Here is a 23720-nt window from a genome sequence, read left to right on the forward strand (position 1 = left end):
AAATATAAGAACCCGATACATTATTATGCACCTGTCTTTGTTTTTGTATTTCTAAGCATTCAGAAACACACTTTTTTCTACGATTTCTTTTGCGTGATGCTGTAGTTCCGAATACCCTGCCTCTTCATCAAACAAGGTTTGATCCATTGTGATAAAGCTTTCAGGCTCTTTTACATCCACTTCAATGATGAATCGGCTCACATAAGTGGCGTTTCCGATGAGATCCATTGAGAATAGTTCCTCATTCTTATGGACGATGACTCTTACCTTGCCGCCGTTGTTATAAACATCCACTTCTTTTCCATACTCATTCAGCCCATCCAGACAAGTTACGAGCGTAGATGCCGACATTGCAGTTCCGCAGGCGTTCGTGAAACCGACACCTCTCTCAAAGGTTCTCACATAGATGCCCTCTTTGCCGAGATTCTGTACAAAGCTGACATTTACTCCATCAGGAAACAGATTATTAGGTCCATTGACTGTTTCCGAAATACACTTTTGTTCATTAGACAAAATATGTTGATTATCAACAATACTGATTAAATGAGGGTTCGGCACAGCAACTGCTGTAAAAGTCAAAGCATCAGAAATTTCCGGTATCTCTTCTGAAATCAGGGTTTCTTTCTCCATATTCATCGGTAAATGCTTTAATTCAAAAAGCACTGGGGAAATTTCAACCTTATAAGTTGGAATATCAGCGAAAATGGCCGGTTCTTTTGAAACTTTCAAGTCGGCTTTCATTGTTTCAATCGTGATTTCCTCTTTATTTTCCATTTCTGTTACATACCGCCCAACACACCTCAGGCCGTTTCCACACATGGAAGCTTCTGAACCATCTGCATTAAAGACTCTCATCTTTGCGTCACATTTATCACTCCGCAGAACAAAAAGAATACCATCGGCTCCCAGCCCCTTCTTGCGGTCACAAAGGGCAAGAGCTAAATTCTGGCGGTCCTTTTCAGTGAAATGATACGTTTCCGCAATTTCATCAATTAAGAGGAAATCATTCCCAGACCCATGACATTTTATTAAATTCAATTTCATATAAAACCTCCAAGGTGTATCGTTTTGAAGCGGGTATATTATTGCTCCACCTGACAATTTTATCTATTCACAATATATTTAGCTTGCCATATTAAAGCCCAATTCGCAATAGGCAGTAACCTAATTGGTAATATCCATTCATTGGGAAGCTCATTTAATTCAATAATAGGGCAAAACACGTTATCCTTAACAAGTATAACTAATAATCCAACAGGAGGAACAGTTAAATGAATGAGGAATTCAAGTTCTATTTCTCTGTAAAAAAAGTAGTTGTAATAGAAGATGCCCAGAATATTAAAGAAGTGCTTGTACATGCCAAAATAAAAAAAGGCAGAAATGTCTGCCTTGAAAATGAATTCCCTGTCAGGATAACAGAAATCGGCATCTTCCCTGTCCCAAAAGCAATAGCAGAAAGGGTTGAAGATCCAATCCTGCGCCGGATACTTCCTTTTGAGTTGAAAAGATATATTAAACCCCAGAAGAGGTTTCTCGAACCTGGAGACTATAGTTGATCGGCTTCTGCCAAACTTTCCGACTTCAAGTATTCCGCCCTCAAAAGCCCCTCTGCCCATTGACAGGACTGTAAGTAAAAGTGGTTGTACTCACTTTGAGACATAAGGGTATCCATTTCCATTCCGGCCGCTTTCTCCCAGTCTGCCTTCTCTATAGCCGTGACAAGGTCGAGCACCCTTTTCAAATTATTTTGCTTTCCTTTCAATGCGTCACATATTTCATCCTGCAGAGGCATGTCCTTTAACACTTTTTCTATCGGCTGTCCGATGATGTCTTCCATAAGGGAGAACATACCTGTTAAGAAATAACTGGATGGCTTTGCCTCATCTGACAACTTAGTTGAAACCAACTCACACATTTTCGCACGCGTAAGACAGAGTTTAATGACTTCATCTGATATCTGGACAGCGGAACCTGTCATGTCCCTGATTGCCAATACATATATCCACCGCTGGATTTCAATCAGACCCAATAAAATGATCGCCTGCCTGATTGAACTGATTTTGTGCTTGGGCCGGTACGCTGGTGAGTTAATGAGCTTGAGGAGTTTGTAGGAAAGTGAAATATCCTGCTCTATGAGCTCCGCTATCCTTTCCATATTGGGTTCGCTCAGTTCCAGGCTTTGTATAACTTCATAGTAAGAGTGAAAATAGACTGGAACATCATAGGTGCTTAAAATGACAGGCTTACTGAAGAAGAACCCTTGAAACAAAGAGTAACCTCGTTTCTTTGCTTCTTCAAAATCCTTCCGCGTCTCGACTTTCTCTGCCAAAAGCTTAATCTCCAATAGCCGGGCGATCAATTCGATCTCTTCCCTTTTAGCTTCCGATGTTGCCAGCATATCCACTTTTATATAGTCAGCCAGCTTCATCAGTTCTTTACAATAGGGATTGCTTTTGTCAAACACAAAGTCATCTAAAGCTATCTTGTAACCAAGCTGCTTAAGCTCCCGGCAGGTTTTTATGATTTCCGGTGATGGCTGGACAGTCTCCAATATCTCTACCACAATTTCCCGCGGCCTGAAGTAAGTGGGCACCTTCAGCTTCAGCAGGGTTTCCGTGAAATTGATAAAACAAGGCTTGCCCCCAGATAGCTGGTCGATTCCAATATTTAAAAAACTGTTGATGATGACATCAGCCGTCGCCCTGTCGCCGTTTATGTTAGGAAAGAAATTTTCCTGATTATTTCTATATAGCAACTCATAGGCAATTGCTTCCTCATTTTCATTGAAGATAGGCTGCCTCGCCACAAAAACTTCCATTCTCGTTCACTCCTACATGGTCTTAACAACCGATAAATGCAGTACAAAAATAACAGAAAAAAGGGTTATTTTTGAAGATTCCCACTACTAGAATACCAATAATAACTTTCCTCGTCCATCAAATTAAAGCTCTCACTTTACCACTTTAAAGCACTGGAGTTCCCAATTAACAAAAACAGCACCAAGAGCTGTGCAGCCCTGGTGCTGTTTTTGTTAATGGATTGAGTGGATAAGGAAATTGGCCAGAAACAATCCTGCTATTATATATAAAGGAAGCGATACATCTTTTGCCCTTCCATTTGCAACCTTAAGAATAGGATATAAAATAAATCCGATCGCAATTCCATCTGCAATACTATAAGTAAAAGGAATCATAGCAATAATGAAGATGGCCGGAAAAGCTTCAGTTAAATCTCTTAAATCCATATGCCGGATGTTCTGGATCATCAATCCGCCGATAATCATTAGTATCGGAGCAATCGCATGGTCCGGAATCCATTTCAAGTATGGAATGAATAAGGCAGAAGCAAGGAATAGCACTCCCGTTGTCAAAGAAGTCAGCCCTGTCCTGCCGCCTGCAGCTATAGCTGCGGCACTTTCCACTGTGGAAACCGTCGGACTCGTTCCAAATACCCCGCAAGTCGCTGCAGAGAAAGCATTGGACTGAAAAGCTTTTGGATACTTTTCAGGAGTGCCTGCCATATCCATATGGCCATGCACCAATCCGATATTTTCAAAAACCAATACCATTGTGATGGAAAATGCAGCAATCCAAAACGGAAGCTCCAGGATTTTCAGAAAGGACATTTGGCCGAAAACAGATGCATATTCCGATAAGCCCATCCCAGATTGACCTGTTTGCGGTTCTATCCCGAATAGAAACCCAAGCACTGTTCCAAAGCCAATGCTCCAAAGGAATCCGCCTTTGACATTCCTGAAAAACAGAAAAATCGTCACAAGGAAGGTCAGTATAGCCGCAATGACTTTAACGTCACTTATATCTCCCAAGCTGATCAAGGCAGTCGAGCCGCGCTCCACAATCCCGCCTTTTTCAAGACCGATCAGCAGCAGGAACATTCCAAGCCCCACGGTAATCGCTTCTTTAAGAGCTTTCGGAATCGCTTTTGATAAAATACTTGATAACTTCGTAAAAGCAACAACCATGAATAACAGTCCCGAAACAAAGACAGCCGCCAAGGCTTCCTGCCAAGTAAGCCCCATCGACTCCACCAATGTAAAGGTGAACATCGCGTTGATCCCCATCCCAGGTACAAGCAGTATCGGTGCATTGGCCCAGAATGCCATTACCAGGCATCCAAAGAAAGAAGCCAATATTGTGGCCATAACCGCACCTTCAAACGGCATTCCCGCCTCTGAAAGAATCATTGCATTGACAGCAATAATATAGACGATTGTAAAATAGCCGATTGCGCCTGCAGTCACCTCTTTTTTTACTGTTGTTCCATGTTGCTCTAAACGAAAAATACCTCCTGTTGTTTTCATAAATATCATGTCCTCACGACATAGCCCTCTCCCTACCCGCTTACCCAAAAAGGGAAGCCACAAGCATTAATTTTAGCAGATGTACGTACCTTTGCCAACATGTATATTTTTTTGTGCAGCAGCTCCAGAATGCGGTGTCTCTCAAACCGTCCACGAAGAACACTTAGCACCTAAAAATCTGCCGTTGATGGCTCTCACACAGATCACGAGGGATAGATACCTAGCAACTAAAATTCTGATGCTGGCGACTCTCAAACGACCCGGGAAGGACACCTAGCACCTAAAATTCAGCTCCTGGGGTCTCTCGCTCAGATCACTGGGGACACCAAACCATTTAAGGCATATACTTTGTACCACAAACAGTATTTTGTCTCTATGCATGAAAGAAAATGTTTTTCCATCTGATAATTCATAAGTGAATGAGAAGACATAAAAAATAAAAAAACGCAGACGGTTCAAAACCCTCTGCGTTTTCATATGGAAACCAGCACTTCAAAACGGCGTCGTACCGCTATAAATTATTGATTAATTTGGCGGATAAGATTAGCCATTTCAATCGCACTTACAGCAGCTTCCCAGCCTTTGTTTCCTGCTTTTGTTCCTGCCCGTTCAATTGCCTGCTCGATTGTATCCGTAGTCAGGACGCCGAAAATGACAGGCACTTCCTCTTGAAGGCCTACATTGGCTACACCTTTTGCCACTTCACCGCTTACATATTCAAAGTGCGCAGTCGCTCCACGGATAACGGTGCCCAAAGTAATGACAGCGTCATATTTTTTTGAGGCAGCCAGCTTCTTGGCGATGACCGGAATTTCAAATGCGCCGGGCACCCATGTCACTGTAATGTCAGCTTCATCGATTCCGTGTCTTTTCAGTGCATCTTCTGCTCCGCCAAGCAGCTTGCTTGTGATGAATTCATTAAAACGGGCAACTACGATTGCAACTTTTAATCCTGATCCTACTAAATTACCTTCATAAATTGTTTTCATTGTTTTTCCTCCTTAAAATTGAAGTAAGTGTCCTAACTTACTGTGTTTGGTTTTTAAGTATTTTTCATTTTCTGCTTTTGACGGCAGCTGGATGGCGACTCTTTCTTCAACCTCCAGCCCGTATCCTTTGATTCCCGTTATTTTTCGAGGGTTATTTGTCAGGAGCCTCATTTTTGATACTCCAAGGTCTTTCAATATTTGAGCTCCGATGCCATAATCCCGTAAATCCGCGGCAAACCCAAGTTTATGATTGGCCTCGACCGTATCCAATCCTTCTTCCTGAAGCTTGTAAGCTTTCATCTTGTTGACCAGGCCGATCCCCCTGCCTTCTTGACGCATGTAAAGCAATACTCCGCTGCCTTCTTTTTCGATTTGTGTGAGTGCTGCGTGAAGCTGCGGTCCACAGTCGCAGCGATTGGAACCAAATACGTCTCCAGTCAGGCATTCGGAGTGAACCCTTACCAGGACAGGTTTCTCAGGGTTGATTTCCCCTTTTATAAGTGCAACATGCTCCTGGCCTGTCAGCTTTTCCGTATAAGCGACTGCTTTGAAATCGCCGAACTCAGTTGGCATCTGTATTTCAACTTCTTTTTCCACCAGTTTTTCTTCTCTTCTTCTGTATGCAATCAAATCCTGGATGGTAATCATTTTCAGGTTGAATTTTTCTGCAATGGTCTTTAATTCCGGCACCCTCGCCATTGTTCCGTCCGGATTCATGATTTCACAGATGACACCCGCTTGTGTAGAACCGCAGAGTGCCGCAAGATCCACGGCAGCTTCCGTATGGCCGGCCCTTTTCAACACTCCGCCTTTTTTTGCTATCAGGGGGAATACATGGCCGGGACGTTTTAAATCACTTGGCTTTGCCTCTTCTTTTATCATTTCCAGAATGGTGGTTGACCGTTCGAATGCGCTGATTCCTGTGGTTGTATCGATATGGTCCACACTGATGGTAAACGCTGTTCCATATGGATCTGTATTCTGGTCAGTCATAGGGTTCAGTTGCAGCTGTGAAGCTTTTTCCGCAGTTATGGGAGTGCAAATCAAGCCCCTTCCCTCAGCTGCCATGAAATTTATGACTTCGGGGGTGGCCATTTCTGCAAGAGAAACAAAATCACCTTCATTTTCCCGGTCTTCATCATCTATAACAATGATGACTTTCCCCGCTTTTAAATCTTCCAATGCTTCCTGGATTGTATTGAACATTTAGTCCGCCTCCTTATCAACCACTTTTTCAGTCCATGAAGCCATGCTGTGTAAGGAAATCAGTCCCGATATCCTTGTTGCCCGGCTTGGCGGTTTTTCCGCCATTCATGAATTGATAAATATATTTCGCCATCATATCACACTCAAGGTTGACAGTATCCCCGGGCTTTTTGCTGCCGAGAATGGTATCATGCCTTGTCTGAGGGATCAGTGACACTGTTATCGAATTCTTTCCAAGCTCGAACACAGTCAGGGAGGTGCCATCGAGGCAGACCGAGCCCCTGTCAATGAAGTAACGCATTAATTCTTCGGGGATTTCTATCGTGATGTAAAGAGCATTCTCAACAAACTGAGTTGACACGATAGTCCCCGTTCCATCCACATGGCCCGTAACAAAGTGTCCTCCGAACCGTCCATTTGCCGCCATCGCTCTTTCAAGGTTCACAAATGCTCCTGCACCAAGAAGTTTTAGTGAAGTGTTCTCAAAAGTCTCGGGCATCACATCAATAGTGAATGAACGGCTGCTGAAGGAAGTCACAGTCAGACAGGTACCGTTGACCGAAATGCTGTCCCCGAGTTTCACATCTTCCAGTACTTTTTTTGCTGAGATGGAAAGCATCATGGAAGCAGACGATTTACTGATCTTTTCAATCGTACCGATCTCTTCAATTATTCCGGTGAACATCAGGCTCACTCCTTCCTTAATGGCTTGGCAATTATTTTCAGGTCGCTCCCGATTTTTTCTACAGAAGAAAACTCCAGTTCTTCACCTTCTGAGATGAGGCGGAACCCTTCCCCGCCAAAGTTCGGAAAGGCATTAGAGCCGCCAACCAGTTTCGGTGCCATATAAATGACCACCTCTTGGTAAGCCTTTTCTTTTAAAAAAGAAAAATGTACAGCAGACCCGCCTTCAACAAAGAGAGAAGTAACCCTCAGTTCACCCAGTCTTTTTAAAACAAGGTCAATTGAAAGGCTGGGGGAATCCAGTTGTTCAATTGTGACTCCTTTTTCCAGCAGGTATTTTTTCTTTTCGAATGAGGCATTACTTCCACAGAAAATAATCGTTTCTGCATCTTGCACGTCTAAAATTTTGCTTTCAATCGGAATTCTTAAATTGGTATCCAATATTACTCGAACGGGATTTTTTCCACCTCGGGGCAATCGGGTGGTGAGAAGGGGGTTATCTTGTATGACGGTATTTACTCCAACTAAAATGGCATCATGATTATGCCGGTACTTATGTACATCCAGCCTGGATTCTTCAGAAGTGATCCATTTGCTGTCTCCAGTATAGGAGGCTGTTTTCCCGTCAAGTGTCACCGCTGACTTCAGCGTGACATAAGGAGTTTGGTTCTGGATAAAATGAAAGAAATGCTCGTTCAAATCCAAAGCCTCTTCTTCACATATACCTGTCCTGACTTGTATCCCGGCTCTTTCAAGGATCTCTATACCTTTGCCGGCGACCAGTGGATTGGGGTCCACGCTTGCTATAAAAACTCTTTTTAATTTATTTTCAACGATAAGGTTTGCACACGGAGGGGTTTTTCCTGTATGCGCACAGGGCTCCAAAGTGACATAAATATCTGCACCCACGGCTTTTGCACCAGCCTGCCTAATGGCATGAACTTCTGCGTGGGGTTCTCCAGCTTTCAAGTGGGCACCCATCCCGACAATTTCACCATTTTTCACGACTACGGCACCGACTGCTGGATTAGGCGAGGTCTGTCCCTTACCAGCTTTAGCGAGTGACAATGCTAACTCCATATATTCTCTTTCCTGCAAGGATGATATCCTCCTTCTTTAGACAATATATCCCCAAACATATTGCCGGTAAATAAAAAACCCTGAGTGGTTGGAGCACTCAGGGAGATTGTTATCATACTTAAATAAGCGTATAAAAATTAAATTTTTACGCGCTTCTTCCTTCTCCCATCCAGACTTTCACTGTCGGCCTTGGAGTTTCACCAAATCCACCGCCATTTGCTAAAATGACGGGTCACGGACTAAGAACATTTTCGTTCATCACCGCCGGTAGGGAATTTCACCCTGCCCCGAAGGAATTCTATTCGATTGAGTTTACTATACCATAATAATAAAACAGTTGCATCACAGAATGCCTGAATGTTCACACGTTGTAATAATGTATTCAGCTGACTGTGGATGGCACATTAACCATTTTATATACCGGTAAGATTGTGGACAGTAAGCAGTGATTAGAGCTTTAGAGGCAATGTGGTTTTATTTTCGCAGGACCTTCGAGAACTCACTTGAGCAGTCCTTGGAGGCTTGTTGGTCTCTGAGAGCTCAATTGATAGACACCTAATGATCTGTTCTCGTATTCTGTTGTCTCTGAGATTCCAAGAAGGAACTTCAAAAGGCTTAATTCCTCTTTTTGTTCCAGATACCAAGCATCTGGGACCTTGTTTCTTCTTTATGGTAATTCACGGCAGCCTCTCGCTAAATAATGTAGTAATCCTCCATGAACAGCACCACAAAAAGGATGCACCTTACCTTGTCGACATCATCCACTTCTTCAAAATGCAGAATTATACTGGAAGGATCAAATAACTTCTGTATTTCCGCAGGCATACGCCCTCGAATTATCGAGCACACCTTTTTTTCATTTACGGTTAGAATCCAGCCTTCCCCTCTTCTGGAAATGGCAGCCGTATTTCCCCTAGAATCTTTCCAGCCCGCATATGTTCTATCAAGCTTCCTATAATCAACGAGACGATCGAGTGCTACTATGTCATTGCCTCTTTTCATAGCAGCCTGGTGATCATTCATCTTTACTATCCACCTGCTATTGGTACAAGAAGCGCTGCCTTTCATAATTCCATCAAACCCAAAGAAACTATAAGATTTGTCTTTTTTGGTTACAACCAGGCTGCCGCTTTTTCCATTGGCTGGAGTCTGAAGTGCGGCCATGGAACGTCCTACTTCCCTGTCATATATCAAGTACATAAAAATGAAGAATATGCCTGTTAAAAGCATAATGAAATAAAAAAGAATATGCAGACCCGGAATGAGCAAGCTAAGCAGCACAGCCAGAAGCAGCGTTGCTGTTGCTCTTTTAAAATAATGAAGGCTTATCTTTTTATAAAAAAGAGTTATATTCATCCCCTAGTCACTCCTTAAGAGAGTTCTTTTCATAGTATGAAAATGCTAGAGAAAAAAGAACAACTGAAAAATGTAAGCCTAATAGATAGAATTCATGTTAAAATATTCTAAAAAAAGGGGTGACGAAGGTTGATTTATAGAAGGAAAACGTATTTTGTTCATACTTCAATAGCAGAAGAGTTCAATGATCACTTCAATAAAACCCTTCTCCCGGCTCAAATAAGGTATGGAGCCCGCCTTGTCGGCAGATGGCAAGTAAAAAAGACCGGGATACTTTTGAAATTTTTGCTATATGGGAATATGACAGCCTAACAATCTACAAGACCATTGAAAATAAGGTTAAAAGTGATAAAGAGCATGTGGAGCGGGTACAGAATTGGTATAAAAGAATGGGAGGAAGAGAAAATCTTAAGAAGGTATTCTTTTCCATTGACCAGGATTTTATGGAATCCACAGTACTAAGAGAGAAAACAATTTTACATTAAAATGATAATAGGGGACAAAAAAGGCAGAAACGATTCAATTTAGAAATCGATTCTGCCTTTTAATATTAGGCTGTTTTCTCAAAGAATGTGTCTTTATTAAATGAAATGGATTTCCGCTCCAGGCGTACGACTCCGCGGGGCGGGCGGTGAGCCTCCTCGGCTGCGCCTGTTTAAAAAGTGTAAGCGCCCCGGGCAGCTCCGACAGGCAAATGTTCCGAAGAGAAAAAAAGGCGGTCTTTCCTTTTATTCTCTTCGGGTTATTTGACCCCGAGGAGCTGGGCGCTGCAACTGGATTGGGGGTCTCACCTGTCCAGCTAGTCCCGCAGGAGATCGTACACCTGCAGCGAAGATCCTCTTAACTAAAGGGTATGAAGGTAAAACCAGCCGGGAACACCAGTTGCTTCTAAAAATATCCAATAAAATAAAATGCTTTATTAGGAGCCTCCCCAGATAATCAGGTATATCTCTCTAAATTGGGGAGTAGCTATTCTTCTTGCTCTTCAGGATGGCGTTATTTTATATGAAATAGCAACAAAGTTTACGAATAGAGCCAAAATAAAGCAGAAACCGATTCGCTAAATAAATCTACTCTGCCCTGTTCTATTAAATGCGCCTATGTAACCTATCCTAATGTCACAAGTTGAGATTGTACATCCTTCCATGTCATAAGGTCTTCAAACTTGTTTCGGGCATCTGTATATCCCTGATTGTACAGCTCCTCAAGCTTCCTTGGATTCCGCTCAATTCTTCCTACCTTCAACGGAGTTTCAGGACGAATGATGAAAACATTGCCCCTGGCTTCTTCCTCTTCAAGATATTTGACAGTTTGATTATACAGCTTATAACGGTTTATCATCGCTTCTCTTAACCCAGGATACTGAGGATATTTTCTTTTAAGGAGATAATTAAACTTGGAAGGGCTTTTTTCATAACCTTTATTCCTTGTCAAGATAACAACATTCTTCTTAAATCCATCCTCTTCAGCTTTCCTTAATGGAATAGGGTCGCTGATTCCCCCATCAAGTAAATGGCGTGATTGAAATTCAACTACCGGCGCTACGAATGGAAGCGAACTGGATGCGCGAATCGGCGTCAGTACATCTTCACCGTAATCACGCCTATAATGATAGACCGGTTCCCCGGTATGGCAGTCGGTTGTCCCGATTACAAATTGAGATTTGCTGTTTTGAAAGGCTTCATAGTCATAAGGTACAATTTTATTAGGAATCTCATTAAATACAAAATCCATGCCAAACAGTTCTCTCTTTTTGAAATAGTTTCTCCAGGAGAGGTAATCAGGATTTCCAGCAAACCCGATATTCACTTTTTTGTTTCTTCCTTTTTGTTTGGACAGATAAGAAGCGGCAATACAAGCTCCAGCTGAAACCCCTATCACGTATGGAAACTCGACTTCATTTTCCAAAAGATATTCCAGGACTCCTGCTGTATATACCCCTCTCATCCCTCCGCCTTCTAAAACAAGTCCAGTCTGATCGAAAAGCATCAATCTGTCACCTCTTCATCAATAATACTTCACTAAATATAATTGCACTTCGCACATCTCCCAATTATTGTCTCACAAAAACAAATGGAAGTGTATTAATCGGCTTCCCTTTAAGATCGACTTAAAGGGATAAGAGCAGCACCGCATTCTTTTTCATAGTATTCAATAGGACCTGCTTCTCCTAAAACGATATAGGCATATCTCTTTTCCTTCATATCCTGCAGCGCTTCATGAAGAAGCCGGCTGCCCACTCTGCTGTTTCTTTCGTCTTTTAACACACCCATTGGCCCATATATTCCTTTCTGTCCGCGATACACATCATAGGAAGAAAATCCGATAAGCGATACCCCGTCCCACGCCAGAAAAATTGGTATCTCTTTTTGTAAGAACCCGTTATGGATCGACTCTGTCCATGATCCGCCAAAGTTTTCCTCCACAAACTTTAAAACGGCTTGTTGATCTTTTTTTCCCGCTCTTTCAATGACTGCCTGACCGCTTTTGAATTCTTTCTTAGAATATGTGTTCATGGATACAAGCAAATCACGGGCAGTCGTTACAGCCGCTTTTATTCTTTCATGTGGAAGCTCCTTAAGGAATCGGCGTTCATCTTCAGACCATAATTGGTAGAATGCCTTGATGACATGTCCTTCATTCAAATACTGCTGATTGTAATTATTCATGATTTCGAGTGCCCTCTTCCAGACCTGCTCAGTTCGCTTTGAAATACTTGTTGAAAAGTCTTTATGTGTCAGGCTCATCTCTTCTTTTGCCCTTTTGAGAACGAGTAAATCATGTATCTCTTCTTCTACGAGGAGATACATTTCGAGAAGTGTTCCCTTTTTCACAAGAGCTGCACCAAGAAACAGGTCCAAGGGTTCCACCGGTCCCTCGCTGATTGTCTCCGCATAGCTAATTAAACTTTTTACCTTATTGGTAAGAAAATACGCTTCCATGTCCTCTCCCCCTATAACAAAAGACCGATTCTTTAACAGAACCGGCCAGGATTTCTTTACTATATTCTACTTAAGTTCTTGATTTTCCTATGCTAATTCCCTTTTTTTGAAAAGAAATGGTGCGGCCGCCATTATAAGAATAATAATTACGAATGTGGCAATTAAGGTCATCGTCAAATCAGTGGGCCAATTTCCCTTTCCAAGAATTTCAGTTAAATAGGAAGTAATTTGCGAAGGAAACCATTTTAATTGGTTTGAAAGCACGCTGGAGAGAAATGTAATGAAAATCGATACTCCAATAGTCGAGAAAGCTGCCAAACCAGGTGAAGCTGTGAGGCTGCTGAAAAAGATTGTCAACGTTACAATGAAGGACAACCAAAATCCATAAGCCAGTAATGTTCTAATGAAATCAGACACCGCAATTCCATCAAATAATATATTGATATAGTACCAGCCGGAAACCATCCCCATTACATAGGAAACCCAGACAAGAATCATAGCAGCTGTCCATTTAGACAATAAATAGCTAAAATATGATACCGGTTTAACCAGCACAAGAGAGGCGCTTCCATTCTTTCTTTCTCCTGCCACAGTACCCATGAAACCCAGAACTATAATCAAAACGCCCAACGTGCTGTACTGACTGATCACTGCCAGAAGTACTTCTTGGGAGGATGGAGGCGGAATTTCAATCACTGCCCCTTCCGGAAGGTTTCCCACCGCATCCAAAATATCAGGCATATAAAAGGCTGTCAATGGCTCTGTGATCCCAAATAAGATGAAAACGATCGGCATCCAAATCCATTTTAAATTCCTCCTTGATTCAAGCAATTCTTTTCTAAGGAGAACGAAGAATTGTTTCATCACTTCACCACCTTCATGAATATATCTTCCAGGCTGCTCTCGCTTGTTTCGAATCTTATGAGTGGAATAGCATGCTGAACGGCAATCTCCAGCACCTCATTTCTCGCCTTACTGACATCTGAAACTTTAAAATGGACAGTGCCGCCATTTATTGTATGTTCCTGGATAAATGGACTGCCTGTGAAATACTTGATGAATTGATCGGCTGATTCTTCAAACTGTAGTGCAAGCACTGCCTCTTTATATCTCTCTTTAATCTCCAGTAAGGTTCCACCCTCCACTAGATTACCTTGATGGAGAAACAGGACATCATCACAGATTTCTTCTGCATCATTTAATATATGGGTGGAAAACAGGATGGTCGTTTCTTTTTTCAACCTTCCCATTAATTCCAGTACTTCTCTTCTTCCAAATGGATCCAGAGCTGACACAGGTTCATCGAGCATGAGCAATTGGGGTTTATGGATTAGTGCCTGCGCTATGCCCAGCCTTTGTTTCATTCCGCCGGAAAACTCTCCTATCTTCCGCGTTTTTGAGTCAGAGAGACCGACCAGATCAAGAAGATTACCGGTGCGTTTTTGAGCTTCTTTCTTGCTGATTCCAGCAATTTCACCAGAGAATATCATGTACTCCTCCCCTGACATCCAGTCAAAGAAGGATGGGTACTGCGGCAGATATCCGATTAACGAACGGAGATCCTTAGTTTCCGGCAGAAGGTCCGACTGCACACTTCCTGAGCTGGGAGTTATGAGTCCCGCGAGCATTTGAATCGTCGTTGTTTTTCCTGCCCCATTCGGTCCAAGAAGTGCCGTGCACTTTCCTTCTTCCAATTGAAAGGTCACTTTGTCCACTGCAAGCTTTTCTTTATATTCTTTTCTTAATTCCTTAACAGCAATGACATTCATCCATTTTGTCTCCTTCCAATGACAAAGTAGATAATGGGACCAATAATGTTGATGAATAATATGATCAATACCCAGAGCCATTTCGGTCCATTGGTATTCTTGATTCTAATTAAATCCACAAGGGCCGTTACCATTAAAATAAGCTGGATGATCAGCAAAGGAGCAACCAATCCCCAGTTGATTGAGTCTATAACTTCCTGTAGTTCTGCCATCTATATTCCTCCTCATTATTTCATTTTGTTTTCTCGATGATAATACGAAGAAGGGGGAAAATCGTTCACTAATCTTTAAGTTTTTTTTGAAGAAATCTTTGGTTCCTCGTAAAGTATCAGTTGCTTAATATTAGAAAAGCCGTCTGCACTTTTGCGCAGACGGCTTTACTTTCACAATGGCTCTATTCGTAAACTTTGTTGCTATTTTATATAAATACGTAAGATAACACTATTTTCCATTGAAAATATTCGGGTAAGTTAGAAGGAGAGCTGCCCGGTTAGAGAGATAGGAGTCCTAGTAAAGCAGTTTATTTTATCGTTAGGTAAGAGGATTGGAGCGGAAGGCGTTCGACCTCCTGCGGGACTAGCGGGACAGGTGAGACCCCAAATCCAGTTGCAGCGCCCAGTCCCTCGGGGTCAAATAACCCAAAGCGAATAAAAGGAAAGACCGTCTTTTTTCGCTTTGGAACATTTGCCTGTCGGTACTGAGCAGGGCGCTTCCACTTTTTATACAGGCGCAGCCGAGGAGGCTCGCCGCCCGCCCCGCGGAGTCGTACGCCTGGAGCGGAAATCCATTCTTTTTGGACAGCCACAATCTTTGCAAAAAGAGCCTTCACAATTAATCATGCTAACTTGCTCAATCCTATTCCTTATAAGATTCGGAAAATGGCTGGAATTCGATAGTATTCTCCCTCGTAAGCCTTGATTGCTCCAAGTATCGTAAAGATGAAGGCAAGCAGCCCGACAATCGGTGCCAGTATGAACCCAATCAGGACTAACATCAATAGTGAACTTATCAAGCCATAGACAAAATAGGAAATTAGAAAGTTCATATACTCTCTTCCATGGTGGTCAATATATTTAGATTCATCTTTCTTGATGAGCCAGATAACCAGCGGCCCGATAAACACGGTAAAAAAGCTGATAATGTAAATAAATGCGGCTAACAATCTTTCTTCCTTTGTTGATTCCACAAAATCCCTCCTCTGTAAGTAAGACTCTTATCGTAAACCTTGCTGCTATTTAATTCAAATGAAAAAAATCACCATTATTCAGAGATACATCTGTAAACAGAAAGAAAGAGCTGCTCTCCCTGTTCGCAGGAACTCCCTTAGTATCCGGGAGAAAACCCGGCTTCTGGGATTTATCCCAATGCAGCAATCTAAACGAGATGAGTCTTAGAAATTATCCTCTAGTTAACTATACGCATGACAAGTTGAAAAGTTTCGAGTGAAATATAAACTAGTGCCCTTTTATGCTATAAATCGCAAATAGGGACTGTCCCTTTTGGTGCTTTATTGCGGGAAAGTTAAGGTATTCTTCCGGCTTTTTTGAATATAAGTTAATAGATACCTTGTCCAGGAAGGATGAATTTTTATGATGTCTAAATTTGAAGCCTTGATCTTAGGAATGATTCAAGGCTTGACTGAATTTCTCCCGATTTCCAGCACCGGTCATCTGTATATCGGACGGAAAGCTTTCGGATTGGAAGAAGCGGGACTATTCCTTGATACCATGCTTCATTTCGGAACACTTCTTGCAGTCCTTGTAGTCTATCAGAAGGAATTAATGCATGTGATCCGCCACCCTTTCAGCAAGTTGAGTATGATACTTGTCGTTGGAACCATACCTGCTGTCATCATCGGCTTTTCCTTTGAAGATTACTTTGACAGAATTTCAACAACGGGCAGTACCATCGGTTGGGAATTTCTTATTACTGGGCTGGTAATGTATATAGCCGATGGAGTCAAGGATGGTTATAAAAAGCTTGAAGACCTTACTTATAAGGATGCCTTTGTTATAGGCAGCTTTCAGGCCGCTGCCATATTTCCAGCTCTTTCAAGGTCGGGGTTGACGATAGCCGCCGGTTTATTCCGCAAGCTTGACCGCCAGACTGCCGCTTACTTTTCCTTTCTCCTTTCAACTCCAGCCATCCTGGGCGGGCTGGTGATCAAAAGTAAGGATCTTTTCACCGGACATGTTGAAGCTGTATCTCTTACAGCTTTGATGGTCGGGACAGCCGCATCTGCCGTCTTCGGCTATATAGCCATTGTCGCCATGATTAATTTTCTGAAAAACCGCTCCCTGAAAATTTTCTCCTACTACGTATGGGGAGTGGGAGTGATTATTTTAATCCTTCAATGGACTGGAATTTTTTAAGGAGGTTGGGAAGTGGGAACAGAATGGATACTGCAATTGCTTGAGACCCTTTCTGAATGGGGATACCTCGGTATTGCCCTCGGCCTGATGATAGAAATAATTCCAAGTGAACTGGTATTAAGTTATGGAGGGTATCTTGTTTCCGAGAACAAGCTTCATTTCTTGGGAGCACTTCTTGCAGGTGTTCTGGGAGGTACAATGGCTCAACTATTCTTATACTGGCTCGGTCTTTATGGCGGAAGGCCCTTTTTTAATAAGTGGGGAAAATTTCTATTAATCAGTGAAAAACATCTTGAGGCTTCAGAGGAGTGGTTTACCAAGTACGGCACTTTCGTCATCTTTTCAGCCAGGTTCATCCCGGTGGTCCGCCACGCGATTTCCATACCAGCGGGGATAGGTAAAATGAAATTTTCTCTATTCTTCCTCTATACCTTTGCCGCAATGATTCCCTGGACTGTTCTGTTCCTTCTTATAGGAATGGAACTCGGAAATCACTGGGAACAAATTGAAATTGTTGGAAGCCAGTATCTCAAGCCTATTGCCTTTTTAGCAGGATCGTGCATATCTCTATATTTCGCGGTACAGGTCTGGAAGAGCAGAAAAAATAACAAATGAGAGATTGCTTCTGGCTTTTCTTAATATATCAGGTTCACCCAGCTTGTGTATAAGTTAAATTTCGATAAAGGAATTGAAGTCATGCACTCACTAATCTTAAAAAATGCTACTCTTTATACCATTACTTCCGGTATCATTCCAAACGGAAATGTGTGGATTGAAGATGGAAAGATTAAAAAGATATCGACTCACTGGCATCAAACCTTATCAGGTGTAAAAACAATCGACTGCAAAGGTAAACCCCTTTTCCCGGGATTCATTGATGTACACACCCATCTCGGACTATACGATGAAGGAACAGGGTGGGCAGGAAATGACGCAAACGAAACAATCGAACCGATGACCCCTCATATACGTGCGTTTGATGGAGTGTACCCCCTTGATCCGGGTTTTCAGGATGCTCTTAAATACGGAGTCACGACTGTCAATGTCATGCCAGGCAGCGCAAATGTCATAGGCGGAACAACTGCTGTCATCAAGACCTTCGGCAAAAATATTGCATCCATGCTGGTCCGGGAAACTTCCGGTCTTAAAGTTGCACTCGGGGAAAACCCGAAAAGGATACACAGCAATGGAAACAATGATTCCATAACCCGGATGGGAATTATGGGAATGCTGCGGGAAGCTTTTTTCACGCAAAATATTGTGATCAGCCTGAGGAACTTAGAGTGGCCCCTCTGGTCATGGCATTGCAAGGAGAGATTCCCGTCCGCATACATGCTCACCGGGCTGATGATATCCTCTCCGCCGTTCGCTTTGGGGAGGAATTCAACCTTGATATTAGGATTGAGCACTGTACAGAGGGTCATCTCATTGCACGAGAACTTCGCGGCTTAGATTTAAAAGTCTGTGTTGGCCCTACCTTTACCCGCCGCTCCAAAGTTGAGCTTAAAAACAAGAGCTGGCTCACTTATCAAGAACTGACGGATAATGGCGTCGAGGTTTCTATAACTACCGACCATCCATATACTCCTGTTCAGTATTTGAACATGTGTGCCGCCATTGCGGTCAGGGAGGGATGGGATCCCCATAAGGCATTGGAAGGCATCACGATTAACCCTGCCAAAAACCTGGGAATCGATCACAGGCTCGGCAGCATCGAGAGAGGAAAAGATGCCGATCTTGTGCTCTGGAGCGACCACCCTTTTCATTTTATGGCCAAGCCCCTGCTTACCTTGGTGAACGGGGAAATCGCTTTCAGAAATTTGTAGAAAATTGGTGAATTTTTTCATAAAAATTAACGAATTACCTATTTCATTTTATGATTTTTTTTAGTATGATACGAACAGATGATATATTCCATTATATTGTTCACTAGCCGGGCAATTGGATATATGGCTTATGTAATGGAGGGAAGGCAAATGGTGCGCCACCAGTTTCTTGACTGGTCTTAGTGGGTTCGATTCCCACCCCGAAATTTTTTATGCGGTTTATGAAAAATTTCGAGGGTGGAGTCTTTACACTAAAAGACTGCCCTCATGGAGGGATAAAGATGATCAAGAAACGCGAACTGCAGGACTGTCACGTTCTGTTTGATTTAATGGTGCACCCGGAGGTCTTCCCTTTTGTGCGTCAAAAAGCTCATTCCTACGAGGAGTTTCTCTTTTTGTCAAAAAGCACGATAGAAGCCGAAGAACGCGGAGAATTAATTTCACGTACCATCGTTGATGAATGGGGGAGCCCGATCGGAACCATCAACCTTTTTGATATTGAAAACGGGGCCGGCTTCCTTGGCACCTGGATTGGCAAGCCTTACCACGGAAAAGGCTATAACAAGCCAGCAAAAGACGCCTTCTTCCAAGAACTTTTCTATGAGCTGGAAATGGAAACTGTCTTCATGAGAATCCGAAAAGTAAACATCCGCTCACAAAAAGCAGCAGAAAAACTGCCTTACGTTATCAAGGCGAATGAACTAAGGCCTTCCATCTATCAGCAATTGAATGCAGATGGAGATATTTATGACCTTTATGAAATACCAAAAGATTTATATACCATGCACCTCTACAGCACTCCTCAAGAAGAAGAGCAGGCATTGGAGGCATAAGAAAAGCTCTGGATTCCTTTTTTGGATCCAGTGCTTTTTGTTTTGAGAGTGCCTGGAAGTATCCAAACAGCTTTGAGACCAGCAATTTGAATAAAGATACTTATTTTTTTGCACCGAATTTTGCAGCCCATGGAGTTCATACTGTTTAAATGCCTTTTTTACTGCATCTAATCCTTGCACCCTCGGTCTTCATGCTGTTTAACACTCTCTATTACTGCATCTAATTATTCCAGCATTTGACTTCATCCTGTTTAAACTCCTTCTTCACTGCATTAAATCTTTGGGACCTCGGACTTCGTGTTGTTTAACCCTCTCCTTTACTGCTTCAAATTTACTAATCCCTGACTTCATGCTGTTTAACCCTCTCTTTTACTGCATCAAATTTACCAATCCCGGATTTCATGCTGTTTAACCCTCTCTTTTACTGCATCAAATTTGCCAATCCCGGATTTCATGCTGTTTAACCCTCTCTTTTACTGCATCTAACCCTTCCAGCCACTCACTTCATATTGTTTAATCTTTCGTATACTCACACAATATCAGCAATCTGAAAGTGCACGAGGTCTTTAAATCTTTAATTGCAAATCCCCGAGGATTTATCTGCCTGCAAAGATTCCAAACCTACAGAAAAACATTGCTCCACATTTCTCTCCCTATCCCTCCTCTATGGTTCTCAGCAATCTTAATCGTCTAAAAGAAGACAACAAAAAAGACTGATACCATCCAGTACCAGTCCCTTTAAATACACTATTTGGATAATCGAGAAAGCTCATTATACATATCTTCAATTGTGTAAGAAGATTTATTCTTTTCCATTGCTGTGATCATTTCATCGCTGTTTTCTTCCAATTCATCAAGCTTCTGCTTGAAAGTTTCCGGAGTCAGCTCTTCCTCTTCCAGCTTTAAGGCAATTCCCTGTTTCACAAATGAATCCGCGTTGATGATCTGGTCTCCCCTGCTCGCTTCTCTGGAAAGGGGAATAAGCAGCATTGGCTTTTTTAGAGCAAGAAATTCAAAGATTGAATTTGAGCCTGCCCGCGAGATGACAAAATCCGTCATATCCAGGAAGTGCGGCAGCTCAGTGGAGACATATTCATACTGCTTATAACCCTTTTGCACCAAAGAAGGCTCCAGATTGCCCTTTCCGCATAGATGGACAATTTGATAGTTCTTCAGCAGTTCATCAAGATTTTTACGGACTGCTTCATTGATTTTGCGGGAACCCAGGCTTCCTCCCATTATCATCAAGACAGGCTTGTTGTCATAAAAGCCTGTAAGCCGCTTTCCTTCTGCTTTGTCACCGGAAAATAACTCTTCACGGATGATTGCCCCGGCACAAATGGCTTTATCCGCCGGCATGCTGTTCAATGTCTCGGGGAATGTAGTGAAAATTCTGGTCGCAAATGGAACAGCCAGCTTGTTGGCAAGACCCGGGGTAAAGTCAGATTCATGGATTGCCGTTGGTATTCCGGACATTTTAGCAGCCATCACAACGGGAACAGAAACGAAACCGCCTTTTGAAAAAATGACATCAGGTTTGGTCCGCTTAATGACCGTCCTGGCCTCCATAAGGCCTTTCATTACTTTGAAAGGGTCCGAAAAATTCTTCCAGGAAAAATATCGGCGCAATTTACCGCTGGAAATTCCATGATACGGAATTTCAGGAAATTGTTCTGTAATGATTTCATTCTCAATTCCTTCTTTTGATCCTATGTATGAAACCTTCCATCCCTGTTTTATAAAAAAAGGGATAAGGGCAGCGTTGACAGTTACATGTCCGGCAGATCCCCCGCCGGTAAAGAGTATATGTTTGCTCATATTCAAGCTCCTATCCATAAAGTATCATTTTCATTATACACGGTATTTCACTAAACTTTATCAAGAATATATATTAACACGGATCTCTGCCGCTTTCGAGCGGCAATGATCCTTTTAATCTTTCCTTACCCTTGCAGGCTCCGAATTATGATATAATTCACTAGTTCATTTATTTTCAAGTGAAATTTTGGTTTTGAGAGGCTGTAGATCATGAGACAAACCACCACTTTAAAAGAAAAATTCAACCAGTTTCTCGTTGTGCTGGTTCCCATATTAGTTACTCAGCTGGGCATGTTCAGCATGAGCTTTTTTGATACCATGATGTCCGGGAAATTTTCATCAATCGACTTGGCAGGCGTGGCAATCGGCTCCTCGCTTTGGGTTCCCATTTTTACGGGACTGAGCGGCATATTGCTTGCCGTCACCCCTATTGTCGCCCAGTTAGTGGGAGGAGGCAAACAAAGGGAAATCGCTTTCTCTGTCATACAAGGTATCTATGCTGCGGGAGTCCTTGCGCTTCTGGTCATCCTTGCAGGTGTGTTTCTGCTGGATCCGATATTGAACAATATGAACCTTGAAGAAGGCGTAAGGATTGTTGCAAGACAGTATTTAATTGCACTGGCATTCGGGGTTGTTCCGGTGTTTGTCTACAATGTTCTGCGATCCTTTATAGATGCATTGGGGATGACCAGGGTGACGATGTATGTAACGCTTACGTCGTTGCCAATTAATATCTTCTTCAACTATGTTTTGATTTTCGGTAAATTTGGGTTTCCTGAAATGGGTGGTGTCGGTGCCGGTGTAGCTTCATCTATAACTTACTGGCTTATAACCCTGATTGCCTGGTTGGTCATTGCCCGCTACTATCCACTTAGAAAATATAATATTTTCGGAAAGTGGTTCGCCGTATCACTCTCCAAGTGGAAGGAAATTCTTCTTATCGGAGTTCCAATTGGCCTGTCGATCTTCTTTGAAGTCAGTATTTTTTCAGCAGTCACCTTATTCATGAGTGAATACAGTACGAATGTCATAGCGGCTCATACAGCTGCCATCAATTTTGCATCCTTTCTATATATGATTCCATTGAGTATTTCGATGGGATTGACGATTGTCGTAGGATTCGAGGTTGGTGCCAAGAGGCTGGAGGATGCAAAGACTTACAGTTTGATGGGGATTTTCACCGCAATCCTCCTTGCCATCTTTTACGGAATCATCCTGCTGCTTTTCAGAGAGCCAATATCCATTCTCTATACTGATAATCCGGAAGTTAGTGCTCTTATCGTGAACTTCTTACTGTATGCCGTGCTCTTTCAGCTTTCGGATGCCATTCAGGCACCTGTACAAGGAGCTCTTCGAGGGTATAAAGATGTCAATATCACCTTTATCATGGCTTTGATTTCCTATTGGGTCATCGGCCTTCCCCTTGGATACATCCTAGCAAAATTCACCGAGTTCGGTCCTTACGGGTACTGGGTAGGGCTGATTTCCGGTCTGACTGCCGGAGCCATCACCCTCTCATGGCGGCTGGTGATTGTTCAAAAGAAAACAAAAATGAAAGTAAAAAGCACCTATTAGAACAACTAATAATTTGAGAGAAAAAGGTTAACTTACCGCAAAAAAATGGAGACAAAAATCGCTAGTGATTTTTGTCTCCATCTATTATATGTAATTTATAAAAAGCCGATTTCCCCGTTCAGGCAGCCCTGCTGACTATCGGACAGTCTGCCAACACCTTATGGGATTCTAATTCAATCAGGATGAATAGAATGTCGCTCAGGTCTTTCTATCCTACTCCTCTTCCAAAATTTTATCATATGTATAAAAAGGTTTGTCTTTCCCCATGAATTGGATTTTGCCCATCTTAGTATATCCATTTTTCTTGAATAAAGATTGTGCTTTTTTATTAAGTGAATAAGTATCCGTCCTTATGTAATAAACACTATTTGCTTTCGCCACTTCTTCTGTCTGTTTGATCAATAGCGATGCAATCCCTTTCCCCCTTACATCTGGATCCACCACAAGACGATGAAACAAATACGCAGGACCTTCTTTCCTCCATGGCGATGTCTTGTATTCCCCTGGCTCTGATTGGTCGATTGTGATGCTTCCGGCTGCCTTATTCTCCTGATCTACAGCAACATATAAGGACCCGTTTTCAACATCCTTATTGAAATCAGCAGCAAGAGGGTATTCATCCGTCCACTGATCTATATCCTCGCTTTTCATAATTGCCACTGTTTTTCTAACCATCTTCATTATATCTTTAATATCATCCATGTTTCCTTTTCGAATTCGGTAAGCCACTCATGTATCTCTCCTTCTTCACTAGCTCTGTCGATGAATTGAATCTTTGACAGAACCGTTTTGTGCTTTTGAAGTTACCATTAAATTCTATTCATTTCAACTCAAGTGCTGTTTTGCCAGCAAGGTTATAGTTACCTTTCATGGCTTGTTTCATGCAAAAAAAGCAGTGGAACAAAGCCAAAAAAAGGAAAGCCTGAAACTCAGGCTTTCCACTCTATTA

General features: G+C 42.3%; 22 protein-coding genes, 1 pseudogene and 1 riboswitch. Of the genes and pseudogenes, 7 read left to right on the forward strand and 16 right to left on the reverse strand.

What is annotated here, in order from left to right:
- Window positions 1-51 precede the first annotated feature (51 nt).
- Window positions 52-1044 (reverse strand): diaminopimelate epimerase, encoded by a 993-nt coding sequence (gene dapF / locus B9Z54_RS15710; RefSeq protein WP_113929271.1) that lies wholly within the window; start codon window positions 1042-1044, stop codon window positions 52-54.
- 227 nt (window positions 1045-1271) lie between these two features.
- Between dapF and B9Z54_RS15715 the strand changes: the two genes are divergently transcribed.
- The gene (locus tag B9Z54_RS15715) at window positions 1272-1556 is read left to right on the forward strand and encodes a diaminopimelate epimerase (RefSeq protein WP_113929272.1); all 285 of its coding nucleotides are present in this window, start codon (window positions 1272-1274) and stop codon (window positions 1554-1556) included.
- On the opposite strand, the gene B9Z54_RS15720 is transcribed toward B9Z54_RS15715, so the two are convergent.
- The 7 genes from B9Z54_RS15720 to B9Z54_RS15750 form a co-directional block, all read right to left on the reverse strand.
- Window positions 1547-2818: an EAL and HDOD domain-containing protein gene (locus B9Z54_RS15720; protein ID WP_113929273.1), complete on the reverse strand. Its 1272-nt coding sequence runs from the start codon at window positions 2816-2818 to the stop codon at window positions 1547-1549. The genes B9Z54_RS15715 and B9Z54_RS15720 overlap by 10 nt on opposite strands.
- Before the next feature lie 213 nt (window positions 2819-3031).
- Window positions 3032-4321, reverse strand: a complete 1290-nt coding sequence (locus tag B9Z54_RS15725; RefSeq protein WP_113929274.1) for an NCS2 family permease — start codon at window positions 4319-4321, stop codon at window positions 3032-3034.
- Between the two features lie 518 nt (window positions 4322-4839).
- Complete coding sequence (gene ribH / locus B9Z54_RS15730; RefSeq protein WP_113929275.1) at window positions 4840-5310, reverse strand: 6,7-dimethyl-8-ribityllumazine synthase; 471 nt, start codon at window positions 5308-5310, stop codon at window positions 4840-4842.
- A 12-nt stretch (window positions 5311-5322) separates the two neighbouring features.
- Complete coding sequence (locus B9Z54_RS15735; RefSeq protein ID WP_113929276.1) at window positions 5323-6516, reverse strand: bifunctional 3,4-dihydroxy-2-butanone-4-phosphate synthase/GTP cyclohydrolase II; 1194 nt, start codon at window positions 6514-6516, stop codon at window positions 5323-5325.
- A 28-nt stretch (window positions 6517-6544) separates the two neighbouring features.
- Window positions 6545-7201, reverse strand: a complete 657-nt coding sequence (locus tag B9Z54_RS15740) for a riboflavin synthase (RefSeq protein WP_113929277.1) — start codon at window positions 7199-7201, stop codon at window positions 6545-6547.
- Window positions 7202-7206: 5 nt separating this feature from the next.
- Window positions 7207-8298 (reverse strand): bifunctional diaminohydroxyphosphoribosylaminopyrimidine deaminase/5-amino-6-(5-phosphoribosylamino)uracil reductase RibD, encoded by a 1092-nt coding sequence (gene ribD / locus B9Z54_RS15745; protein ID WP_113929278.1) that lies wholly within the window; start codon window positions 8296-8298, stop codon window positions 7207-7209.
- 135 nt (window positions 8299-8433) lie between these two features.
- A riboswitch (FMN riboswitch) is annotated at window positions 8434-8579 on the reverse strand.
- Between the two features lie 394 nt (window positions 8580-8973).
- Window positions 8974-9636: a hypothetical protein gene (locus B9Z54_RS15750; protein WP_113929279.1), complete on the reverse strand. Its 663-nt coding sequence runs from the start codon at window positions 9634-9636 to the stop codon at window positions 8974-8976.
- Between the two features lie 248 nt (window positions 9637-9884).
- On the opposite strand from B9Z54_RS15750, the gene B9Z54_RS15755 reads away from it, so the two are divergent.
- Window positions 9885-10121: a pyridine nucleotide-disulfide oxidoreductase gene (locus B9Z54_RS15755; protein WP_345840742.1), complete on the forward strand. Its 237-nt coding sequence runs from the start codon at window positions 9885-9887 to the stop codon at window positions 10119-10121.
- A gap of 622 nt (window positions 10122-10743) precedes the next feature.
- Here the strand turns inward: B9Z54_RS15755 and B9Z54_RS15760 are convergent.
- From B9Z54_RS15760 to B9Z54_RS15790, 6 genes are all read right to left on the reverse strand, one after another.
- On the reverse strand, window positions 10744-11625 hold the full coding sequence (locus tag B9Z54_RS15760; protein WP_113929280.1) for a patatin-like phospholipase family protein: 882 nt from the start codon (window positions 11623-11625) through the stop codon (window positions 10744-10746).
- A 110-nt stretch (window positions 11626-11735) separates the two neighbouring features.
- Complete coding sequence (locus B9Z54_RS15765) at window positions 11736-12578, reverse strand: GNAT family N-acetyltransferase (RefSeq protein WP_113929281.1); 843 nt, start codon at window positions 12576-12578, stop codon at window positions 11736-11738.
- 87 nt (window positions 12579-12665) lie between these two features.
- Window positions 12666-13442 (reverse strand): ABC transporter permease, encoded by a 777-nt coding sequence (locus B9Z54_RS15770; RefSeq protein ID WP_113929282.1) that lies wholly within the window; start codon window positions 13440-13442, stop codon window positions 12666-12668.
- The gene (locus B9Z54_RS15775) at window positions 13442-14347 is read right to left on the reverse strand and encodes an ABC transporter ATP-binding protein (protein WP_113929283.1); all 906 of its coding nucleotides are present in this window, start codon (window positions 14345-14347) and stop codon (window positions 13442-13444) included. The genes B9Z54_RS15770 and B9Z54_RS15775 overlap by 1 nt, the downstream gene beginning before the upstream one ends.
- Window positions 14344-14559 (reverse strand): PLD nuclease N-terminal domain-containing protein, encoded by a 216-nt coding sequence (locus B9Z54_RS15780; RefSeq protein WP_113929284.1) that lies wholly within the window; start codon window positions 14557-14559, stop codon window positions 14344-14346. Before B9Z54_RS15780 ends, B9Z54_RS15775 begins: the two co-directional genes overlap by 4 nt.
- A gap of 650 nt (window positions 14560-15209) precedes the next feature.
- Window positions 15210-15533: a DUF4870 domain-containing protein gene (locus tag B9Z54_RS15790; protein ID WP_113929286.1), complete on the reverse strand. Its 324-nt coding sequence runs from the start codon at window positions 15531-15533 to the stop codon at window positions 15210-15212.
- A 406-nt stretch (window positions 15534-15939) separates the two neighbouring features.
- Between B9Z54_RS15790 and B9Z54_RS15795 the strand changes: the two genes are divergently transcribed.
- The 4 genes and pseudogenes from B9Z54_RS15795 to B9Z54_RS15810 all read left to right on the forward strand — a co-directional run bounded on the left by B9Z54_RS15795 (window position 15940) and on the right by B9Z54_RS15810 (window position 19378).
- Window positions 15940-16719 carry an undecaprenyl-diphosphate phosphatase gene (locus B9Z54_RS15795; protein ID WP_113929406.1) on the forward strand — a complete coding sequence of 260 codons (780 nt, stop codon included), beginning with the start codon at window positions 15940-15942 and terminating at the stop codon, window positions 16717-16719.
- 12 nt (window positions 16720-16731) lie between these two features.
- Window positions 16732-17334: an undecaprenyl phosphate transporter UptA gene (gene uptA, locus B9Z54_RS15800; protein WP_113929287.1), complete on the forward strand. Its 603-nt coding sequence runs from the start codon at window positions 16732-16734 to the stop codon at window positions 17332-17334.
- A gap of 81 nt (window positions 17335-17415) precedes the next feature.
- Window positions 17416-18545, forward strand: a pseudogene (locus B9Z54_RS15805) (amidohydrolase).
- 281 nt (window positions 18546-18826) lie between these two features.
- The gene (locus B9Z54_RS15810; RefSeq protein WP_113929288.1) at window positions 18827-19378 is read left to right on the forward strand and encodes a GNAT family N-acetyltransferase; all 552 of its coding nucleotides are present in this window, start codon (window positions 18827-18829) and stop codon (window positions 19376-19378) included.
- Window positions 19379-20125: 747 nt separating this feature from the next.
- Here the strand turns inward: B9Z54_RS15810 and B9Z54_RS15815 are convergent.
- Window positions 20126-21196, reverse strand: a complete 1071-nt coding sequence (locus B9Z54_RS15815; RefSeq protein WP_113929289.1) for an undecaprenyldiphospho-muramoylpentapeptide beta-N-acetylglucosaminyltransferase — start codon at window positions 21194-21196, stop codon at window positions 20126-20128.
- Between the two features lie 210 nt (window positions 21197-21406).
- Here B9Z54_RS15815 and B9Z54_RS15820 point away from each other — a divergent pair, with 210 nt between their 5' ends.
- Entirely contained in the window at window positions 21407-22771 is a 1365-nt protein-coding gene (locus tag B9Z54_RS15820) for an MATE family efflux transporter (RefSeq protein WP_113929290.1), read from the forward strand.
- 213 nt (window positions 22772-22984) lie between these two features.
- On the opposite strand, the gene B9Z54_RS15825 is transcribed toward B9Z54_RS15820, so the two are convergent.
- Complete coding sequence (locus B9Z54_RS15825) at window positions 22985-23500, reverse strand: GNAT family N-acetyltransferase (protein WP_240189957.1); 516 nt, start codon at window positions 23498-23500, stop codon at window positions 22985-22987.
- Window positions 23501-23720 lie beyond the last annotated feature (220 nt).

The organism is Bacillus sp. P14.5 (assembly GCF_003316765.1).
Taxonomy (GTDB): domain Bacteria; phylum Bacillota; class Bacilli; order Bacillales; family Bacillaceae_B; genus Rossellomorea.